General features: G+C 45.0%; 17 protein-coding genes. All 17 read right to left on the bottom strand.

The window, feature by feature from the left end:
• Positions 1-27 precede the first annotated feature (27 nt).
• Complete coding sequence (gene eno / locus OCU49_RS04015; protein ID WP_261843706.1) at positions 28-1323, bottom strand: phosphopyruvate hydratase; 1296 nt, start codon at positions 1321-1323, stop codon at positions 28-30.
• Between the two features lie 27 nt (positions 1324-1350).
• Positions 1351-2982, bottom strand: a complete 1632-nt coding sequence (gene pyrG, locus OCU49_RS04010; protein WP_261843705.1) for a CTP synthase — start codon at positions 2980-2982, stop codon at positions 1351-1353.
• Between the two features lie 151 nt (positions 2983-3133).
• Entirely contained in the window at positions 3134-4465 is a 1332-nt protein-coding gene (tilS, locus tag OCU49_RS04005) for a tRNA lysidine(34) synthetase TilS (RefSeq protein WP_261843704.1), read from the bottom strand.
• A gap of 137 nt (positions 4466-4602) precedes the next feature.
• On the bottom strand, positions 4603-5556 hold the full coding sequence (gene accA / locus OCU49_RS04000; protein ID WP_261843703.1) for an acetyl-CoA carboxylase carboxyl transferase subunit alpha: 954 nt from the start codon (positions 5554-5556) through the stop codon (positions 4603-4605).
• A gap of 123 nt (positions 5557-5679) precedes the next feature.
• Positions 5680-9168 (bottom strand): DNA polymerase III subunit alpha, encoded by a 3489-nt coding sequence (dnaE, locus tag OCU49_RS03995; RefSeq protein WP_261843702.1) that lies wholly within the window; start codon positions 9166-9168, stop codon positions 5680-5682.
• Positions 9169-9184: 16 nt separating this feature from the next.
• On the bottom strand, positions 9185-9793 hold the full coding sequence (rnhB, locus tag OCU49_RS03990; protein WP_261843701.1) for a ribonuclease HII: 609 nt from the start codon (positions 9791-9793) through the stop codon (positions 9185-9187).
• Positions 9774-10940, bottom strand: coding sequence for a lipid-A-disaccharide synthase (gene lpxB, locus OCU49_RS03985; protein WP_261843700.1), 1167 nt, complete (start codon positions 10938-10940; stop codon positions 9774-9776). The genes rnhB and lpxB overlap by 20 nt, the downstream gene beginning before the upstream one ends.
• Positions 10941-10960: 20 nt before the next feature.
• The gene (gene lpxA, locus OCU49_RS03980; protein WP_261843699.1) at positions 10961-11731 is read right to left on the bottom strand and encodes an acyl-ACP--UDP-N-acetylglucosamine O-acyltransferase; all 771 of its coding nucleotides are present in this window, start codon (positions 11729-11731) and stop codon (positions 10961-10963) included.
• 2 nt (positions 11732-11733) lie between these two features.
• On the bottom strand, positions 11734-12171 hold the full coding sequence (gene fabZ / locus OCU49_RS03975; protein WP_261843698.1) for a 3-hydroxyacyl-ACP dehydratase FabZ: 438 nt from the start codon (positions 12169-12171) through the stop codon (positions 11734-11736).
• Positions 12158-13213, bottom strand: coding sequence for a UDP-3-O-(3-hydroxymyristoyl)glucosamine N-acyltransferase (lpxD, locus tag OCU49_RS03970; protein WP_336605364.1), 1056 nt, complete (start codon positions 13211-13213; stop codon positions 12158-12160). Before lpxD ends, fabZ begins: the two co-directional genes overlap by 14 nt.
• A 16-nt stretch (positions 13214-13229) precedes the next feature.
• A complete protein-coding gene (locus OCU49_RS03965) occupies positions 13230-13730 on the bottom strand; it encodes an OmpH/Skp family outer membrane protein (RefSeq protein ID WP_261843697.1) in 501 nt (166 codons plus the stop codon).
• An 11-nt stretch (positions 13731-13741) separates the two neighbouring features.
• Entirely contained in the window at positions 13742-16051 is a 2310-nt protein-coding gene (bamA, locus tag OCU49_RS03960) for an outer membrane protein assembly factor BamA (RefSeq protein ID WP_261843696.1), read from the bottom strand.
• A gap of 31 nt (positions 16052-16082) precedes the next feature.
• Positions 16083-17438, bottom strand: coding sequence for a sigma E protease regulator RseP (gene rseP / locus OCU49_RS03955; RefSeq protein ID WP_261845186.1), 1356 nt, complete (start codon positions 17436-17438; stop codon positions 16083-16085).
• Positions 17439-17455: 17 nt separating this feature from the next.
• Entirely contained in the window at positions 17456-18268 is an 813-nt protein-coding gene (locus tag OCU49_RS03950; RefSeq protein ID WP_261843695.1) for a phosphatidate cytidylyltransferase, read from the bottom strand.
• Positions 18261-19022 (bottom strand): polyprenyl diphosphate synthase, encoded by a 762-nt coding sequence (gene uppS / locus OCU49_RS03945; protein WP_261843694.1) that lies wholly within the window; start codon positions 19020-19022, stop codon positions 18261-18263. Before uppS ends, OCU49_RS03950 begins: the two co-directional genes overlap by 8 nt.
• Positions 19023-19070: 48 nt before the next feature.
• Positions 19071-19628 (bottom strand): ribosome recycling factor, encoded by a 558-nt coding sequence (gene frr / locus OCU49_RS03940; RefSeq protein WP_261843693.1) that lies wholly within the window; start codon positions 19626-19628, stop codon positions 19071-19073.
• Entirely contained in the window at positions 19618-20379 is a 762-nt protein-coding gene (pyrH, locus tag OCU49_RS03935) for a UMP kinase (RefSeq protein WP_261843692.1), read from the bottom strand. The genes frr and pyrH overlap by 11 nt, the downstream gene beginning before the upstream one ends.
• Positions 20380-20402 lie beyond the last annotated feature (23 nt).

Genomic DNA, 20402 nt, shown 5'->3' with positions numbered 1-20402 from the left:
CCCCTTGTTTTTAAAACTCAGTCAGTGTTATGCCTGACCTTTAATCTCTTTCAAACCGTTATATACGGCTTTATCACCCAACTGTTCAGCAATACGTAACAGACGGTTATATTTAGCAACACGGTCAGAACGACACAGTGAACCAGTTTTGATCTGGCCTGCTGCTGTACCTACTGCCAGGTCAGCAATAGTTGTATCTTCAGTTTCACCGGAACGGTGCGAAATAACAACGGTAAAGCCTGCATCTTTCGCCATCGTAATGGCATCCAGAGTTTCAGACAAAGAACCAATCTGATTGAACTTAATCAGGATTGAATTACCAATGTTTTGTTCAATACCGCGGGACAGAATCTTAGTGTTAGTTACAAACAGATCATCACCGACCAGCTGTACTTTATCACCAATCTTACGGGTTAGGCTTGCCCAACCGTCCCAATCAGACTCATCCAGACCATCTTCAACAGAAACGATCGGATAATTTTCGGTCAGGTTAGCCAGGTAGTCACCGAAACCTTCGGAATCAAATACCTTACCTTCACCGGAAAGATCATACTTGCCGTCTTTGTAGAATTCAGATGCAGCGCAGTCCAGCGCCAGAGTAACATCTTTGCCCAACTCGTATCCGGCATTTGCTACAGCTTCTTTAATGACAACCAGCGCTTCTTCGTTAGAACCCAGGTTAGGTGCGAAACCACCTTCATCACCGACAGCAGTATTCAGACCACGTGCTTTCAGCACAGCTTTCAGCGCATGGAAAATTTCCGCGCCACAACGCAGTGCATCAGCAAAATTATCCGTCGTAACCGGCTGAACCATGAACTCCTGGATATCAACATTGTTATCAGCGTGTTCACCGCCGTTCAGAATATTCATCATTGGTACAGGCATAGAGAACTGACCAGCAGTACCGTTCAGATCAGCTATATGTTCATACAACTCAACATTCTTGCTAATAGCTGCTGCTTTAGCAGCCGCCAGAGACACCGCCAGGATAGCATTTGCACCCAATTTAGCTTTGTTCTCAGTACCGTCCAGCTCGAGCATTTTATTGTCCAGCGCACGCTGATCAGTAACATCCATGCCTACCAGGCTATTACGGATCTCACCGTTAATAGCAGCAACCGCTTTCAGTACGCCTTTCCCCAGGTAACGGGACTTATCGCCATCACGCAGTTCCAGCGCTTCGCGTGAACCTGTAGACGCACCGGAAGGTGCACAGGCAGACGCCTGCTGACCAGTGCTAAGAATTACATCCGCTTCAACGGTTGGGTTACCACGGGAATCAAGCACTTCACGAGCTTTGATATCAGCAATTGTTGCCATTAATTGAACTCCAATATTACTTAGATATTACTTTTCCAGATCTGCCTGAGTTAAGGCAGCTTCAATAAATCCACGGAACAAACCATGACCGTCACGCGGCGTAGATGTGAACTCAGGATGGAACTGACAAGCAACGAACCAGGGATGATCCGGCACTTCCACAACCTCGACCAACTCACCGTCTACAGACCGGCCCGCAATTACTAAACCAGCTTCTTCCAATTGTGAAACGTAGTTGTTGTTAACTTCGTAGCGATGGCGATGGCGCTCTTTAACTTCAGTAGCACCATACGCAGTCGCTGATGTTGTACCTTCAGTCAGATGACAAACCTGAGCCCCCAGACGCATAGTACCGCCCAGATCATCAGCATTGCCACGCAGCTCAGTCACACCTTCTTCTGTCATCCACTCTGTAATCAAACCAATCAGTGGATTCTTAGCTTCAGAATCAAATTCTGTACTGCTTGCATCGGCTATACCCGCAACATGACGGGCATATTCAATTACTGCGACTTGCATACCTAAACAGATACCCAGGTACGGTACTTTATTTTCACGGGCATATTTTACTGCAGCAATTTTGCCTTCTACGCCACGCTCACCAAAGCCACCGGGTACCAGAATTGCAGAAACATCTGACAGAAGCTCTACACCATCACGTTCAACATGTTCTGAATCGATATACTTAATATTTACTTTAGTACGCAACTCAATGCCGGCGTGAGAAATTGCTTCGATCAGCGACTTATACGCATCCAGCAACTCCATGTATTTACCGACCATCGCGATGGTCACTTCACGGTGCGGATTCAGCTTGGCATCAGCAACCCGGTCCCACTCGCTCAGATCAGCGGCTGAACAATCAAGGTTAAAACGCTCTACAACGATTTGATCCAGTTTCTGCTCACTTAACAAACGCGGAATTTTGTAGATACAGTCTGCGTCTGGTAAAGAAATAACTGCGCGCTCTTCTACGTTAGTAAACAAAGACAATTTACGACGCGAGCTGGCAGGGATAGCAACTTCTGAGCGACAAACAAGAATGTCTGGCTGAATACCAATCGAACGTAACTCTTTTACAGAGTGCTGTGAGGGCTTAGTTTTAATCTCACCAGCCGTTCTGATATAAGGCACTAAGGTCAAATGCATGAACATGGCACGATTAAAGCCCAGTTCAACACGCAACTGACGCACAGCTTCCATGAACGGCTGCGACTCAATGTCACCGACCGTACCGCCAATTTCTACCAACGCGATATCAGCATCGCCGGCACCATCAATGACACGGCGTTTAATCTCATCGGTAATATGCGGGATAACCTGAACTGTTCCACCCAGATAGTCGCCGCGACGTTCTTTGCGTAACACGTGCTGATAAACCCGGCCCGCAGTGAAGTTATTACGCTTACCCATAGTTGTACGGATAAAACGCTCATAGTGGCCCAGATCCAGATCAGTTTCAGCGCCATCTTCAGTGACAAATACTTCACCGTGCTGAATAGGGCTCATCGTGCCCGGATCGACGTTAATATAAGGGTCCAGCTTGAGCATGGTGACTTTAAGCCCCCGCGCCTCAAGAATTGCTGCAAGTGAAGCGGATGCAATGCCTTTCCCCAACGAAGAAACAACACCGCCAGTGACGAAGATATAACGCGTCATGTGGAACCTGTATATGGTCATAAACTTGGATAACGCTGCTTTATCACACATTCCATTACGGAATATTTTCTCCACGCAATAAAAAATACCGGCCGAAACAGGTATCTATTGGTGAGATTCAGTCTGAATAAAACAGCAACATAAGATGGGGCTACAGGGTACCAGAATCACCCACAGCAAACAATGCAGACGGTTGCCAATCTAGCCAGAAAGGCGGCTTATTTTCACCGTCACACCAACTCTGGCAAATACAGATTCCAGGTATAGCAACTATCTCTCCAGCCCTGATGCATACAGGCCAGTTATCACGCTGCCAGGGAGGCACTCCGGCCTCCTGAAACAAATGCTTTAATGATTTACCCGGCCGACCTAAAGGATGACATTTATCACCTTCCTGCCGGCTACGAATGTCCACGCCCATCAGCCATGAGTCTAAATCCTTACCGGCATCAGACTTGAGCGTCAAAACACCGCCATGCGAAAGACCTGACGCCAACACATCAATCAAGCACTCCTGCCACCGTAAACTTTCAGTCACTGGATCAATGTATAGCTTGGAACGGTAACGACGAATAACTGTATCACCTAACAGCAATTCAGGCTGTGAATCAGCAGCAGCCTCTGCCATAACACGTAAACTATCTACTTGCCCCTCTGACAACATCAGGCCAAACTGACGAGACCAGTACCGCAGAGCATTGACCTGACGGCGCCCGGACAGCAATTTGAGTTCAGTAAGAGACAAGGTATTAGCTGATGCCAAGCAGGCCTCCAGGTCGGCCTGAGCAAGTTCTTCAAGAAGCGCTTCAGCATCTGCAAGATGACAAGCTGTAGCATTGAGACGCTCATTCACCCGCGGCCATCGTTTAGCGAGTAATGGCAACACTTGCTGACGCAAATAATTACGGTCGTACTGAGTATCTGAATTACTGGGATCTTCTACCCAGCTTAAACCTTCCCGAATTGCCCAGCTTTTCAGCTCAGAACGTGAACATCCCAGCAAAGGTCGCAGCAGCTTACCATTATTCAGTTTGCGTTGGACGGCCATAGCTGCCATACCTCTGACGCCAGCTCCCCGAAGCAAACGGAACAGCAAAGTTTCGGCCTGATCATCAGCATGATGCGCCATCATTAAGCAAACATCAGAAGACATCTTATCTTCGAAAACAGAATATCGCGCATTACGAGCAGCAGTTTCGACACTCCCACCCTCAAGCTGAACCTTCTCAGCACGAAAAGTCAGACCACGTTGCTCAGCCTGCTGTGCACAAAACAGCTGCCACTCGCCAGCCTCAGACTGCAACTGATGATTTACATGCAAAACGGTTACTTGCTTTGCTGGTAAAAAGCGGGCTGCCAGCTCCAGCAAAACCATCGAATCCAGACCGCCACTCAGAGCAATAATCCAGCGTTGAATACCTGAAACCTTAGTCAGCTGTCTTTGAAAGCGTTGTGATAAATCATCCACAGATACACCACTCATTACGATAATATCTACTCTGCTTAATTATCTAAATAGTACTCTAAAACCTGCGCACTAAAACCAATACTCAAAGCCAGCACCCTAAAACAAAAAAACCGCCGGAAATTCCGGCGGTTCTTCTTAATTCAGCGAGTCGCTTACTGATCAACACCATAAGCCATCAGACGCTCGTAACGACGCTCCAACAACTCTTCTGTGTTGAATTCGTCATAACGTACCAAGGTATCTAACAAGTGCTTTTTAAGGTTTGCAGCCATTAAACCGTGATCACGATGTGCACCACCTAATGGCTCATCAACAATCTGATCAACCAGACCTAACCCAAACAAGCGGTCAGATGTCAGACCCATTGCTTTAGCAGCATCAGGAGCACGGTCAGCACTCTTCCAAAGAATAGATGCACAACCCTCAGGAGAAATCACAGAATAGGTTGAATACCGCAGCATCAATAACTCATCACAAACACCGATAGCCAGAGCACCACCGGAGCCACCCTCACCAATAACAGTGGAGATAATAGGCGTTTTCAGTCGCGACATAACTGCCAGATTGAAGGCAATGGCTTCACTCTGACCGCGTTCTTCCGCACCAATACCCGGATAAGCACCCGGTGTATCAATGAACGTCAGTACAGGCATTTTGAAGCGCTCTGCCATTTCCATCAAACGCAGCGCTTTGCGGTAGCCTTCAGGACGCGGCATGCCGAAGTTACGACGTACTTTCTCTTTAACTTCACGACCTTTTTGATGACCAACGATCATAACAGGACGACCATCAAGGCGCGCAATCCCACCAATTAGGGCCTGGTCATCCGCATAATGGCGATCACCATGCAGTTCTTCAAAATCATCAAAGATGTGTTTTACATAATCAAGCGAATACGGGCGCTTAGGATGACGCGCCAGCTGTGAAACTTGCCATTCGCTCAAGTCAGAAAATAAAGACTCAGTTAAGCTACTGCTTTTCGCCTGTAACTTGCTGATTTCTTCTTCAATATTCAGTTCGTTGTCATTACCGACCAGACGCAGCTCTTCAATCTTCGCTTCCAAGTCAGCAATTGGCTGTTCAAAATCCAGATAATTGGGATTCATGCTTAACGTATTCCGTTTGTTTCTAAGTCGCTGCCGGGCGCGTCCCGGTAACGGAAAAAAATTCTGCTAAGTGTACCCGCACATGGAATCAAGAACCAGTATCAGTCCACACTTAGCGGTTATTTAATAACAAATAGACACAGCATCGCCGCCAAACTGATCTTTAAGTTTAAGTAACACTTCGTCAGTGGGCTCGATTTTCCAGTTATCACCAAGATAAACACGGGCCGATGCGTCTTCTCTGCTGTACTGTAATGCAACACTCACCGCCGCAGCGCCTTTAGAGGACTCTAAAACCTGCTCCAATACTTTGAGCTGACGCTCTTTTAGCTGTTCGGCTTGGCAGTTTACCTGAATATGCGAAGCATAACGGGCACGTGCCTGAGTGATATTAATAACTTTATTCGCCCTAACTTTAGTACGACCTGAATATTCATCATGCGCAATTTCACCTTCAACCAATAAAATTGCATCTTTATTCAGTAAGTGACGATGTTCGTCAAAACTATCACCGAACAGGGTAATCTCTATACGGGAAGTACGGTCATCAAGTGTAATAAAGCACAACGGATCACCTTTTTTGGTTTTCTTCATCCGTATATCAACCACCAGACCCAGCATTTTTTGCTGCTGGCCTCTGGCAGGCTGTAGCTCAACAATCCGTTTGGAAATAATATTTGGCAGCTCAGCTTCATATTCATCTATAGGATGACCCGTCACATACAGACCAAGCGTATCTTTCTCGCCCTGCAGACGTTCTTTATCGGTCCAGCAACGCAGCTTTATATAATCAGCATATGGATCGCGGGGATCCTCAGCCTCCATATCGCCAAACAAGTCAAACATACCTGCGTTCTGATTACGCTCACTCTGATCTGCTGCTTTTAACGCTTCAGGAATCGCTGCCCACAACTGAGCACGGTCCGGACCAAGCTTATCTAAAGCACCACATCGCACCAGTGCTTCCATCACCCGTTTATTAATTTTTTTGCTGCCAACACGTTTACAGAAATCAAAGATATCTTTAAACGGCCCTTCCTTTCTTCCTTCTACAATCGACTCAATTGGTCCTTCACCAACACCCTTAACAGCTCCCAGACCATAGACAATTTCACCCGCGTCATTTACCGTGAACAGATATTCTCCACAGTTAACGTCCGGCAGTACCAGCGGCAACTCCATCGAGCGGCATTCTTCAATGAAGATCACCACTTTCTCGGTATTCTGCATATCTGAAGATAATACAGCCGCCATAAAGGGTGCAGGATAATGTGCTTTTAGCCAGGCTGTCTGATAAGACACCAGTGCATATGCAGCAGAGTGTGATTTGTTAAAACCATAACCGGCAAACTTTTCCACCAGATCAAAAATATTACCCGCCAAATCCCGGTCAATATTATTTGTTTCGCAACCTTCAAGAAAAGAGACCCGCTGCTTCGCCATTTCTTCAGGCTTTTTCTTACCCATTGCCCGACGCAGCATATCTGCGCCGCCAAGGGTATAACCTGCCATCACCTGAGCAATCTGCATTACCTGTTCCTGATACAGGATAATGCCGTAGGTAGGTTCCAATACCGGCTGGAGACTTTCTAACTGATAATCAGCATGGGGATAAGCCAATTCAGCCAAACCGTGCTTACGGTTAATAAAGTCATCTACCATGCCCGATTGCAATGGCCCTGGTCGGAATAGTGCCACCAGTGCCACTATATCCTCAAACCGGCTTGGCTTAAGCCGGTTTACCAGGTCCTTCATTCCGCTGGACTCCAACTGGAATACAGCAGTTGTCTCAGCTGATTGAAGCAAATCGAAAGTAGTAGAATCTTCCAGATCGATTAAAGCAATATCAAGAGGCTCTTCGCCTGTTTTCGCTCTAATCCCATCAATAGTTTTAACAGCCCAGTCGATAATAGTGAGCGTACGCAGACCTAAGAAGTCGAACTTAACCAACCCGGCTTCTTCAACATCACCTTTATCAAACTGTGTAACAAGCCCGTGACCATGCTCATCGCAATAAGTCGCGGAAAAATCGGTTAGCTTGGTTGGCGCAATAACCACCCCGCCGGCATGCTTACCTACGTTTCGGGTGACACCCTCAAGCTTGTAGGCCATGTCCATGATTTCTTGCGCTTCTTCGCTGGAATCAACGAACTCACGCATCATAGGCTCTTCTTCCATAGCCCTACTGAGTGTCATACCTATTTCAAAAGGTATGAGCTTTGACAGTTTATCTGCTAAACCAAAGGCCTTACCCTGTACCCGGGCTACGTCTCTGACAACCGCTTTTGCAGCCATAGTACCAAAAGTTACAATCTGAGATACCGCGTCCCGACCGTATGTTTCAGCTACATAATCAATAACCTTATCTCGGTTATCCATACAGAAGTCGATATCAAAATCCGGCATTGATACCCGCTCAGGATTCAGGAATCGCTCAAAAAGGAGGTCATATTCCAGCGGATCGAGATCGGTAATTTTCTGCGCATAGGCAACTAACGAACCTGCACCCGAACCACGTCCAGGCCCAACGGGTACGCCGTTGTCTTTACCCCATTGGATAAAGTCCATTACGATAAGGAAATAACCGGGAAAACCCATTTGAGTGATAATATCTAACTCAAAGTTCATCCGGTCTTCGTATGCTTTTCGCTGTTCGGCGTAATCCTCAGCTTCTTTATCCAGCAATATCTCAAGGCGGTCTTCAAGACCCTTCCAGGATACATCAGCAAAGAATTCATCCATGGTCATGCCATCAGGAATCGGATACTTAGGTAAATAATATGTCCCGAGATCCAGCTGTAAATTACAGCGTTTGGCAATTTCAATGGTATTAGCAATGGCCGAAGGAATATCTGCAAATAACGCCTGCATCTCTTCAGCGGATTTCAGATACTGATTTTCACTGTAGTCTTTCGGACGAGTAGGGTCTTCCAGTGTGCGGCTCTGGTTAATACATACCCGAGCCTCATGCGCGTCAAAATCCGTAGGACTGACAAACATAACCTCATTAGTAGCAACTAAGGGACAGCCGCTACGTTGCGCTAATTTTACAGAAGCATGCACACACTCTTCATCATTAGTGCGATCGGTTCGTTGAATTTCCAGATAAAACCGCTGTGGAAAAATCGCCTGCCACTGCGCCAATAAAACATCCGTCTGATCACTGTTGGCCAGCAACGCTTTGCCAATTTCACCTTCTTTAGCGCCGGAAAGCGCAAGCAATCCTTCCGGTTGCGCCGCAATCCACTCTTTAAGAATCACCGCCCGGTCATGTAAAACATTCTGACCTTTCTCATAGGCTAATGAAATCAGCTCGGTAAGATTACGGTAGCCTTCCTCATTCATGGCCAATAGCGTTAAGCGATGCGCTTCATCATCTTCAAGACTATTTACAACCCAGACATCTGAACCAAATATAGGTTTAACGCCAGCACCTGTTGCGGCTTTGAAAAACTTAATCAGACCAAAAAAGTTTGTCTGATCAGTAAGTGCTATTGCAGGTATCTGCTGTTTTTTTGCGGCCCCCATCAGTTCTTTAATACGAACCAGACCATCTACCAATGAAAATTCACTGTGCAGACGCAGATGGACAAAACCGGGAGCGTTATTCATAAGTTAACCAAATTAATTAAACTGAATGTTGTTCAAGTAAACGGGCCACAGGCTTAAAACTGCGACGATGCTCTGAGATCGGGCCATACTTTTTAAGCCTCTCAAGATGCAACGGTGTAGGGTAACCTTTATGCTGAGCAAATCCATAGTCAGGATACTCAACATCCAGAGCTTTCATTTCCCGATCCCTGTATACCTTTGCCAATATTGATGCAGCACTTATGGAAGGCTCTTTTAAGTCACCCTTCACTATTGCTTCTGACGGGCAAACCAACCCTGGAGGACAACGGTTACCATCTATTAATGCATATTCCGGAGCAGGGGTCAGTTGATTAACTGCACGACTCATTGCCAGCATTGAAGCATGCAGGATATTTAACTCATCGATTTCTGCCACCTCTGCCCAGGCGATAGACCAGGCAAGAGCACGCTCCTGAATTAAAGGATATAAAGCTTCACGCTTTTTTTCGGTAAGTTTTTTTGAATCTGTCAGTCCTGCAATAGGCTTACTGGGATCTAAAATAACGGCAGCGGCAACAACCCGTCCAACTAAAGGACCTCGTCCAACTTCATCAACACCTGCCACTAACTGCTGACCCCGAAAATCAAATCCCTGAATCTGCATGCAAGCGCCCTCTCTTATCAGCAACAAGCTGTAATACCGATTCAGCTGCCTGTTCATCCGCATTCTGACGAAGCTGAATGTGCAGCTGATGAAAACGCTGCGTTACAGGTCCTTGCTGTTTACTATCAAGCAAAGCTTCTTCAACTAAAGGCCCCAAAACCTCAGGCCGCACATCATTCTGAAGCACTTCAGGCACTAATTTTTCACCCGCTAACAAATTAGGCAGAGAGATATACGGTGTTTTTACTAAACGTGACAATATTTGATACGTCAGCGATGCCATTTTATAGGCGACAACCATCGGCTTTTTCAAAAGCATAGCTTCTAACGTAACCGTACCTGATGCCATTAAAACAGCATTAGAAGCTTGCATAATCAGGCGGGACTCTTTCAAATGCAACCGGACAGGCAAGTCGCTGTAATCAGACTCAATTAACTCTTTCAATGAATCAAAACGCGCCTGGCTGGCAGCAGGAAGGATAAACTGTAATTCCGGGTTTCTCTGATACAGCCATCGCGCTGTATCCAGAAAAGGCTGCGCAAGATATTTTAGCTCACCTCCGCGACTACCAGGCATAAGGGCTATCAGCGTATCGTTTGCAGGGATTTTTATTTGTTGACGCGCGTCTAATATAGACGGCTCAAGCTCAATCATATTAGCCAATGGATGACCAACAAACTTAACCGGCATATCATGCTGTTCATAAAAGCGTGCTTCAAAAGGCAACAGCGTCAACATAAGATCTGTTGTTTTTAGAATTTTGAAAACCCGCTTACTTCGCCAGGCCCACACAGACGGACTGACATAATGAACGGTAGGTATACCTGCGTCTCGCAGCTTACCTTCCAAGTTCAGCGTAAAATCAGGCGCATCGATACCGATAAAAACATCTGGCTGCCAATCGATCAACTGCTGGGTAAGCTGCTTGCGTATCCCGAGCAACTCCCGTAAACGTCCCAGAACCTCTACCAGCCCCATTACAGACAGACGTTCCATTGGATATAAAGAACGACACCCTTCTGCCTGCATCAGCTCTCCACCAATGCCACAAACCTCAAGATCAGGTACAGATTGACGTAATGCCTTAATCAGACCAGCGCCAAGAATATCTCCTGACGCCTCACCGGCAACGACAGCTACTTTCATACGTCCGGCCTTAGAAGTGATTAGCGAATAATGCCACGTTCAGAAGATTTAAGAGAGTCGATGATCAGCTGTACTTCAGCACAATCTTTAACCATTACCTGCAATTCATCCAATGCTTCATCCAGCTTCAGACCACTGCGATATATCAGTTTATAGGCACGCTTAATACTACGAATCGCATCATCGCTGTAACCTTTACGGCGTAAACCTACTGAATTAATACCATGTGGTTTTGCTGAATTGCCATTGCACATAACAAAGGCAGGAATATCCTGTAAAACCACGGTCCCTGCGCCACACATACTATGTGAACCAATATGACAAAACTGGTGAACAGCAGTAAATCCACCTAGGATGATGTGATCTCCAATATGAACATGTCCGGCAATCGCTGCGTTGTTAGCAACAATATTATGACTGCCAACTATACAGTCATGTGCAACATGGACATTTGCCATGAATAAATTGTCATCACCAATTTTTGTAATACTATTATCCTGAATAGTACCCCGATGAATTGTGCAGCCTTCACGAAACACATTATCATCGCCGATGATTAACTCAGTTGGTTCACCCTGATACTTCTTGTCCTGACAGTCTTCACCAATGCTTGAAAACTGAAAGACGCGATTGTTTTGGCCCATTTTTGTGGGGCCTTTAATAACCGCATGAGGTCCAATGCGACAACCAGCACCAATCTCAACATCTGCACCAATGTAGGTCCAGGGACCTACTTCAACATCTGCAGCGAGCTTAGCGCCAGGTTCAACTATAGCTTGTGGATGAATCAATCTCAGACCTTTCTGTCAGCACAGAGGATAGTTGCTGAACTTACAAGTTCACCATTCACAGTCGCTTTTACATCAAATTTCCAAATGCCACGCTTTTCAGAAATAATATTGGCTTCAAGCTGTAACTGATCGCCTGGCACTACCGGTCGCTTAAATCGCAGCTTATCAGACCCTACAAAATAATATATCGAACCGTCCTGCGGCGTCTTATCCATGGTTTTAAAACCAAGAATACCTGCTGCCTGAGCCATAGCTTCGACAACCAAAACGCCAGGCATTACCGGATGATCCGGAAAATGGCCATTAAAAAAAGGCTCATTTATCGTAACATTTTTATAAGCAACGATGGATTCCCCTGGTACTAGCTCAACCACCCTGTCGACTAATAAAAACGGATAACGGTGGGGTAAATATTTACGGATCTCATTAACATCCATCATTCGGATCAACCTTCACTTTGTATTGCTTAAATTCTGTTTCTAATTTTTTCAATCGGCGTGACATTTCATCAAGCTGACGAAAACGCACAACATTTCGCTTCCATTGCTGATGTGGCTCAGCAACTGTGCCTGATGAATAAGCACCCGCTGCATCGATGCTCTTACTAACAAGTGACATAGCCGTAACGTGTGATCCTGCGGCTATTTCTAAATGCCCTGTAATGCCACAGGCACCGGCAATGGTGCAAGCTTCACCTACATGAGTGCTACCAGCTATAGCCGTACAGCCCGCTATAGCTGTTCGATTACCTATAACAACGTTGTGAGCAATCTGAACCTGATTATCAATGATAACACCATCACCGATATAGGTATGATCAAGTGCACCGCGATCGATGGTAGTACCGGCGCCAATTTCAACCTGACTTCCAACTCTCACACCACCAAGCTGATAGATTTTCAGCCAACTTCCTTCCGTGTGCGCGAACCCAAAACCATCAGCACCAAGCACTGCACCACTATGAATACGGCAATCATCGCCAAGCTGTACATCATCGTAAAATGTTACATTAGCTTGAAGTACCGATCGCTTCCCAATTACACAATCAGAGCCCAACACTACATTCGCGCCAATATGAACATCATCAGCAATTTTACAATTATCTCCTACTACAACATTGGGTCCAATATTAACATTAGTACCAACAACCGCAGTATTTGCGATAACTGCACTGGCTGAAATCACAGCCTCAGCCTCAACATCAGAACCACTAAATAACTGGCTAACCCGAGCATAAGCAATATAAGGATCTTCAACAATCAGACGAGCAACACTCACCATCTCTTTATGCTCATTTCTGATCAATACGGCACCAGCCCGGCAGTTTTTTAATTGCTGAATATAACGCGGCTTAGCGCTATGAAAAAACGTTAACTGCTGCTCATTAGCAAGTTCTAAGCTTGCTAAACCTTTTATCTCAACTTCGTCCCCTTCCAGGGTTGCTCCAAGATAATCAGCTAACTGTTCTAGTGAATACTGCAAACCCGAAATTACCAACTTATTGTTTATTCAGCAGATCAACGACTTGCTCAGTAATATCCAACTCGGGCTTCGCATAAATTGTGGATTGCTTATTAAGCACAACATCATAATCCCCCTTTTCAATCAAATCACGAATTACCACATCAAGGCGCGGGCGCATTTTTTTCAAAAAAGCCTGTTCACGTTCACGCTGCTGTAGTTGTACTTCCTGACCCTGACGCTGATATTCAGTCACTAACTTTTGAAACTGCAAATTTTTCTGTTGCAAATCAGCTTGACTAGCACCAGCAGCCTGAGCATTTTGTAACTCACCCTGCATCTGCTTTACCTGTTTTTCAAGTTCAGCTAACTGTGCAGCTTGCGGCCTAAACTCTTCATCCATTTTCTGTCGAAAAGCCTCAGCAGCTTGGCTACTTAGTAATGCTTGTTGAACACTTAATGTTGCAACTTTATCGGCGAACACTGATGTACTCAAAATAATCGCTACAAAAAAGCTAATACCTTTAAAAATATTCACACATGTTCTCCTTAGAAAGTCCGTCCAAGTGCAAACTCAAATGTTTGCTCATCATCACCAGATTTAGAATTCAGCGGCTTAGCTAAAGCAAATGAAAGTGGACCTACAGGCGTAATCCAACTAAAGCCAACACCCGTTGAATAACGCAGTTCATCAAACTTAATCCCTGACTGACAATTTGTACTTCCTGCTAAACATTCGGTTTGAAAAACATTACCTATATCCAAAAACACTAGCGCACGAATAGAAGAAGTATCCTTAATAAAAGGGACCGGTACAATTAACTCAACGCTAGCATCAGTCTGAACATTACCGCCAAAAGCTTTATCTTTAGAATCTCTAGGCCCTAACGTATTAGTTTTAAATCCTCGAACAGAACTCAACCCACCACTAAAATAATTCCTATAAAACGGATAATCATTCCCGCCTAATGAGCCCGCATAAGCTAATCGACCTCTTGTGGAAAAAACCCAGTCTTCTACATTATCTAATGGTTTGTACCATTTAAATTCATACTTTTCTGAGTGATAGGTAAGATCACTTCCTGGAACTGCCAACTCAAGTTCAGCACTCTGATATGTTCCCCGAGTAGGAAATACCCGGCGATTAAGCTTATTCTCTGTCCAGCGTAAAGAAGTAATAAAGTTAGTGTAGCTACTTCCTTCCTTAGCTATAAAATTAAAGACTTCCTGAGCAGTATTAGTACCATTTGTTTTCAGCTTAACTTGCTCCGCGCCCAAGCTAAAGTTAATTCTCTGAAAATCATCAATAGGATAACCAAAATTAACTCTGGCACCCAGTTCGTCTGTTAGATAATTACTGGTATTACTATTCGTAAAATTTCTTTCTCGAATATACACATCGAAGCCACGACTAACCCCGTCAACAGTGTAGTAAGGATCAAGATAATTGAAGCTTATTTCTTTACGTACATCTGATTTTTCAATACGCATCCCTACTTGCTTACCTGAACCAAGAAAATTATCTTGCTGAATTCCTAAATTTAAGATCAACCCAGATGTTCTTGAAAAGCCTATACCTGCAGTTAAACTTCCAGAATTCTGTTCTTCAAGAACATAATTCAGATCTACCTGATCATCTGTTCCAGGTACAGGTGCAGTATTAACATCTACTGATTTGAAATACCCTGTCTGCTCTATGCGTCCTTTTGACGTTTCAATTTTCTCAGATGATGCTATAGCACCTTCCATCTGAGTAATTGTTCTCCGTGCAGCTTCATCAGAAGTTGCCGTATTACCGGTAATATTAATCCGACGTACGTAAGTTCGCTTACCCGGAGCAACAAAATAACGCAGAGACACCGTCTTATCTTCTTCATTAAGCTCAGGAACTGGCGTTACATTTGCAAATAAATAACCTTTATCTCCAAGTTTACGCTCTAACGCTGTTTGAGAAGTTGTTACATTCTCACGAGAGAACACTTGGCCACCTTCAACTGTTAGAGCAGACATTAAGGTTTCTTTTGGAACAACCAAATCACCAGTTACATCAACGCTGCTAACACTGTATTGATCGCCTTCAGTAACATTAATACTGATAAATATATGCTTCTTATCTGGAGATACGGAAACTTGTGTGGAATCTATATTAAAATTCACATAACCCCTATCAAGATAATACGAACGTAATCTCTCTAAATCACCTGCCAATTTCTCACGGGCATAACGACCACTATCTGTAATAAACGACCAGAAGCCTGGCAATTTCAAACTGAATAAGTCGGTCAGATCTTCTTCTTCAAATACTGTATTTCCAACGATATTAATGTGCTGAATTGTAGCAACTTTACCTTCGGTTACATTTATATTAAGAGCAACCCGGTTACCCGTTAATGGTTCGACGTCAGTTTCAATATCAGCACCGTACCGGCCTCGCCCTACATATAACCGCAATAAATCCTGACGAATCTGATCAAGAGTGGCACGTTTAAACACGTCACCTTCTTTTAAACCTGTTTGCTCCAGCCCAGCCAGCAAAGCCTCATCGTCAATAACACTATTACCTTCAAGACGAATAAGGCTAACCGCTGGACGTTCCTTTACCCGAAGAATCAGAACGTTACCATCACGTTCAAGCTGAATATCTTCAAAATAACCAGTTTTAAATAAGCGACGTGTAGCACTGGCTAACTCTGTGCTATCCACTTCTTCACCGGATGCTATTGAGAAGTAACGCAGAGCTAAACCTGGCTCTACCCGTTGAATACCCTCAAGGCGAATATCTTCTACTTTGAATGTTTCTGCCTGCGAACCAAATGCAAGCAAAGCCAGGGAAAACAGAACTCCGAATCTGCGTTTCATGAACCACTTCTTTTCGTCGTTATTTTGGTAATTAAAGCCGCATCAGATCATTAAAGATTGCGACACCCATCAAAGTAAACAATACAGCCATTCCCAGCCTTAACCCTATTGCCTGTATTTTTTCAGACACTGGCCGGCCCCGAATCATCTCTACGCAGTAATACACAAGATGCCCTCCATCCAACATTGGAATTGGGAGCAAATTCAATATTCCCAGACTAATACTCAGATATGCAAGAAAGCTGGCAAAGGTTTCGATACCCGATGCCGCCGAGGCAGCTGCCACTTTAGCAATGGTTATCGGTCCACTCAAGTTTTTTACCGACAAGATTCCTTCAAGCATTTTCCAAATAGAATCAAGGGTCAGCGTAATCATCTGCCAGGTTTTACGGATCGCATGCTCTGCCGACTCAAACACACCATACTGAACGACTCTGCGCATGTTCTCAGGCCACTCTACGGGCTGAACACCTGCACCGATATACCCGGTAATCTCGCCGTTATCCCAACGTTTTTCTGCCGGGATAATGGACAGCAACATAGACTGACCGTTCCGCAAAATTTCAAGTTCTAACTCACGCCCTGCATTTTTTTGAATGAAAGCAACAAAACTCTCCCACTGCCCGACAGGCTTGCCATTAGCACTTAAAATTTCGTCGCCAATCTTTAACCCACTCAATTCTGCCTGACCCGCCGATTCCACACGTCCAATTATAACTGGCACTGCAGGCCGGAAAGCATCAATACCAACAGAATGCAGCGGGCTCTCAGTTTCAAGGTCAAACTGCCAGTTCTGCAAATTTAAGTTATATATTTTACTATTTAGCTGAGCCTCATAACGAATCTCAACAGGAATTATTGCTTCATCGCCAATACGCGCAGCCAGTCTTAAATTAATGTCATCCCAGGTCGGTGTGTTGTAACCATCGACAGCTATAACCTCACCTCCAGGACGAATACCGGCCACTTCAGCAATACTGTCAGATTTAACGGCACCAATAACAGGAACGACCTCATTCGTTCCGGAAAGAAACAAAGCCCAATAAATAAAAACAGGAAAAATAAGATTTACCAGCGGACCCGCAGCAACCACAGCAAAACGCTGATATACAGTTTTACGGTTGAATGCCTGAGACTTTAGATTTTCAGGTACGTCAGCTTCCCGCTCATCAAGCATTGAAACATAGCCACCCAGCGGAATAGCAGCAATGACATACTCAGTATCTTGTTTATCTCGCCACCGAACCAGAGGCCTACCGAAACCAACAGAAAAACGAATTACTTTAATACCACAACGTCTTGCAACCCAAAAATGCCCATACTCATGAATGGTCACCAGAATTCCAAGAGTGACAAGCATGGCAAGAATAGTCGTAAAAAACTCCATCACCCTGACTCCCTGATTTAAACAGTCGTCAGCACATGCACACCCAGAACAAACATAGGTGCTGCAGCAGTAATGCTATCGATACGATCCAGTACACCACCATGCCCAGGCAACAACTTGCTACTATCTTTGATACCCCGCTGGCGCTTCAGCATACTTTCAAATAAGTCACCTAATACTGAAGCTAACCCTGCGATTATCGATAGCACAATCAGATAAAAACCATCTAACATTGAAAGCTCAAGATAAATAACAAAACCTATTGCAATAATCACACAACTGCCGATACCACCCCAAAAGCCAGCCATTGTTTTACCTGGACTCACTTTTGGCGCCAGCTTTTTACGCCCCCAGGTTTTACCGGCAAAATAAGCACCAATATCAGCACCCCACACAAGTAACAACAGCATTAACATAAATACGCTGCCATCAGGATGCTGACGAATGCTCACTAACGCCATCCAACTAGGCACCAGCACAAGCAAACCAATGATTAAACGCTGCCAACTGGAATGCCAGCCACGGACTGCAGGAAAACGGAAAACCCAGAATAATGCCATTATCCAGAACAGGACGGTGGGTAGCATAAAGTCCTGAAATTGAGGAACTGTCAGACTGTAGTCCACTAAAGCAATACAAGCAGCCACAAACGAAGAGTATGCAACACGCGCACTGGCAGCAGGCACACCAGAAAGATCGGCCCACTCCCAGGCAGCAAATAAAACAATGACACAAGTAAAGAGTTTAAATAGATCTAACGAAAGAAAAAACAGCCCGGCTAATGCACACGGAGCTAAAATCAGGGCAGTAATCAATCGTTGTTTAAGCATTCTCAGACTCTAGTTGTTCGCTGGTTTTACCGAATCGACGTTCTCGGCCCAAGTAACTTTCGATAGCATGAACCAATGCATGCTTATCAAAATCAGGCCATAACAAGTCACTAAAGTAGTACTCGCTATATGCCATTTGCCATATCAGAAAATTACTAACACGCTGCTCACCAGCCGTTCTGATACACAAATCAGGTACTGCAATATCAGCCAGACTAATATACTCACCCAACATTGACTCTGTAATATCAGCCGGATTAAGTTGCCCATCTACACATGCTTTCGCAAGCTGCTGACAAGCCTGGGCAATATCCCAACGACCACCATAATTAGCCGCTATATTCAACGCAAGCCCGGTATTATCGGCAGTTTGAGCTTCAGCCTTGGCAATTTTATCTTGTAAATTCTTATTAAACCGTGACTTATCGCCAATAATACGCAGGCGGATATTGTGCTTATCAAGCTTGCCTACTTCACGATCAAGCGCCCACGCAAACAGCTCCATCAAACCTTTGACTTCGAGCGCAGGCCGCTGCCAATTTTCACTACTAAATGCAAATAGCGTCAAAGCTTCAACACCAAGCTCTACACACCCTTCAATGACACTGCGAACACTGGCAACACCCGCCTTATGCCCTGAAAGGCTGACACGCTTATGCTTTTTAGCCCAACGGTTATTGCCATCCATAATAATTGCAATATGCCGGGGGGCGGACTTCCCTTCGGGAAGGTTAAGATGAAGTTTTTCTGCCATCAAAAAAATCGCCCGGATTTATTCAAAATAAAACCGGGCATATCCCTATCAGATTTCCATCAAGTCAGCTTCTTTCTCTTCAAGAAACTTATCAACATCAGCTATAAATTTATCTGTCAATTTCTGAATCTGATCTTCACCACGACGCAGATCATCTTCAGTAATTTCCTTCTCTTTCAGAAGGTCTTTAAGGTCACCATTCGCATCACGGCGTACGTTACGCACTGACACGCGACCTTTTTCAGCTTCCTGGCGCGCCTGACGAATATAACCTTTGCGCGTCTCTTCAGTCAGCATTGGCATCGGCACACGAATCACAGCACCAGCAGAAGACGGATTCAAACCTAAATCAGACTTCATAATCGCTTTTTCAATATCCGGAGCAAGATTATTTTCCCACGGAGAAATAGACAATGTCCGACCATCTTCTACAGAGATGTTAGCCACCTGACTCAGCGGCACATCAGAACCATAATAAGACACCATTACAGTTTCCAGAATACTTGGATGCGCACGGCCTGTACGAATTTTTTTCAGGTTATTAGCCAACACTTCCAGGCTTTTCTGCATCCGCTCTTGAGCATCCTGAGCAATTTCATTCAGCATACTTATCTCCTACCGTCTCATTATTATCGATCACGGTGCCTTCATCGCCACCAACAATCAGATTTGCCAGGGCACCAGGCTTATTCATATTAAAAACGCGCAATGGCATATCATGATCACGACTCAGACATATAGCCGTCAAATCCATTACGCCCAACTGCTGTTCAATCGCCTCATCAAAGCTCAGATGACGATAGCGTCTTGCTGTCGGATTTTTCACCGGGTCAGACGTATAAACTCCATCAACTTTAGTTGCCTTAATCACAACATCAGCACCGATTTCGATACCACGCAAGCACGCCGCAGAGTCGGTCGTAAAAAACGGGTTACCGGTTCCTGCCGAGAAAATCACAACATCGCCCTGATTCAGATAACGAACAGCGTTACGGAAATCATAATCATCAACTACACCCGTCATCGGAATCGCCGACATAACACGTGTTTTGATGTTCGAACGCTCAAGCGCATCCCGCATAGCCAAAGCATTCATCACGGTAGCCAGCATCCCCATATGGTCGCCAGTTACCCGATCTAAACCGGCAGCGCTCAGTGCAGCACCACGAAACAGGTTACCACCACCGATAACTATACCTACTTGAACACCAATACCTACCAGCTGGCCAATTTCCAGCGCCATTCGATTCAAAACTTGCGGATCAATACCGAAGTTCTCATCGCCCATTAGGGCTTCGCCGCTGAGTTTTAAGAGAATACGTTTAAATTTTTTGGAAGGCTGACTCGAGGCCGACATTGATTGCGTCTCCACCAAGACTG

Origin of the sequence: Aliamphritea ceti (assembly GCF_024347215.1) — a bacterium.
Classification (GTDB): Bacteria; Pseudomonadota; Gammaproteobacteria; order Pseudomonadales; family Balneatricaceae; genus Amphritea; species Amphritea ceti.
This window is presented reverse-complemented; position numbering and strand designations above follow the sequence as displayed.

Bases quoted from the DNA above. Each gene is read 5' to 3' on its own strand.
- pyrG (WP_261843705.1), bottom strand. From the start codon at position 2,982: ATGACGCGTTATATCTTCGTCACTGGCGGTGTTGTTTCTTCGTTGGGG.
- pyrH (WP_261843692.1), bottom strand. From the start codon at position 20,379: ATGTCGGCCTCGAGTCAGCCTTCCAAAAAATTTAAACGTATTCTCTTA.
- uppS (WP_261843694.1), bottom strand. From the start codon at position 19,022: ATGGCAGAAAAACTTCATCTTAACCTTCCCGAAGGGAAGTCCGCCCCC.
- dnaE (WP_261843702.1), bottom strand. From the start codon at position 9,168: ATGAATAACGCTCCCGGTTTTGTCCATCTGCGTCTGCACAGTGAATTT.
- frr (WP_261843693.1), bottom strand. From the start codon at position 19,628: ATGCTGAATGAAATTGCTCAGGATGCTCAAGAGCGGATGCAGAAAAGC.
- tilS (WP_261843704.1), bottom strand. From the start codon at position 4,465: ATGAGTGGTGTATCTGTGGATGATTTATCACAACGCTTTCAAAGACAG.
- rnhB (WP_261843701.1), bottom strand. From the start codon at position 9,793: ATGCAGATTCAGGGATTTGATTTTCGGGGTCAGCAGTTAGTGGCAGGT.
- rseP (WP_261845186.1), bottom strand. From the start codon at position 17,438: ATGGAGTTTTTTACGACTATTCTTGCCATGCTTGTCACTCTTGGAATT.
- lpxB (WP_261843700.1), bottom strand. From the start codon at position 10,940: ATGAAAGTAGCTGTCGTTGCCGGTGAGGCGTCAGGAGATATTCTTGGC.
- eno (WP_261843706.1), bottom strand. From the start codon at position 1,323: ATGGCAACAATTGCTGATATCAAAGCTCGTGAAGTGCTTGATTCCCGT.
- bamA (WP_261843696.1), bottom strand. From the start codon at position 16,051: ATGAAACGCAGATTCGGAGTTCTGTTTTCCCTGGCTTTGCTTGCATTT.
- OCU49_RS03950 (WP_261843695.1), bottom strand. From the start codon at position 18,268: ATGCTTAAACAACGATTGATTACTGCCCTGATTTTAGCTCCGTGTGCA.
- fabZ (WP_261843698.1), bottom strand. From the start codon at position 12,171: ATGATGGATGTTAATGAGATCCGTAAATATTTACCCCACCGTTATCCG.
- accA (WP_261843703.1), bottom strand. From the start codon at position 5,556: ATGAATCCCAATTATCTGGATTTTGAACAGCCAATTGCTGACTTGGAA.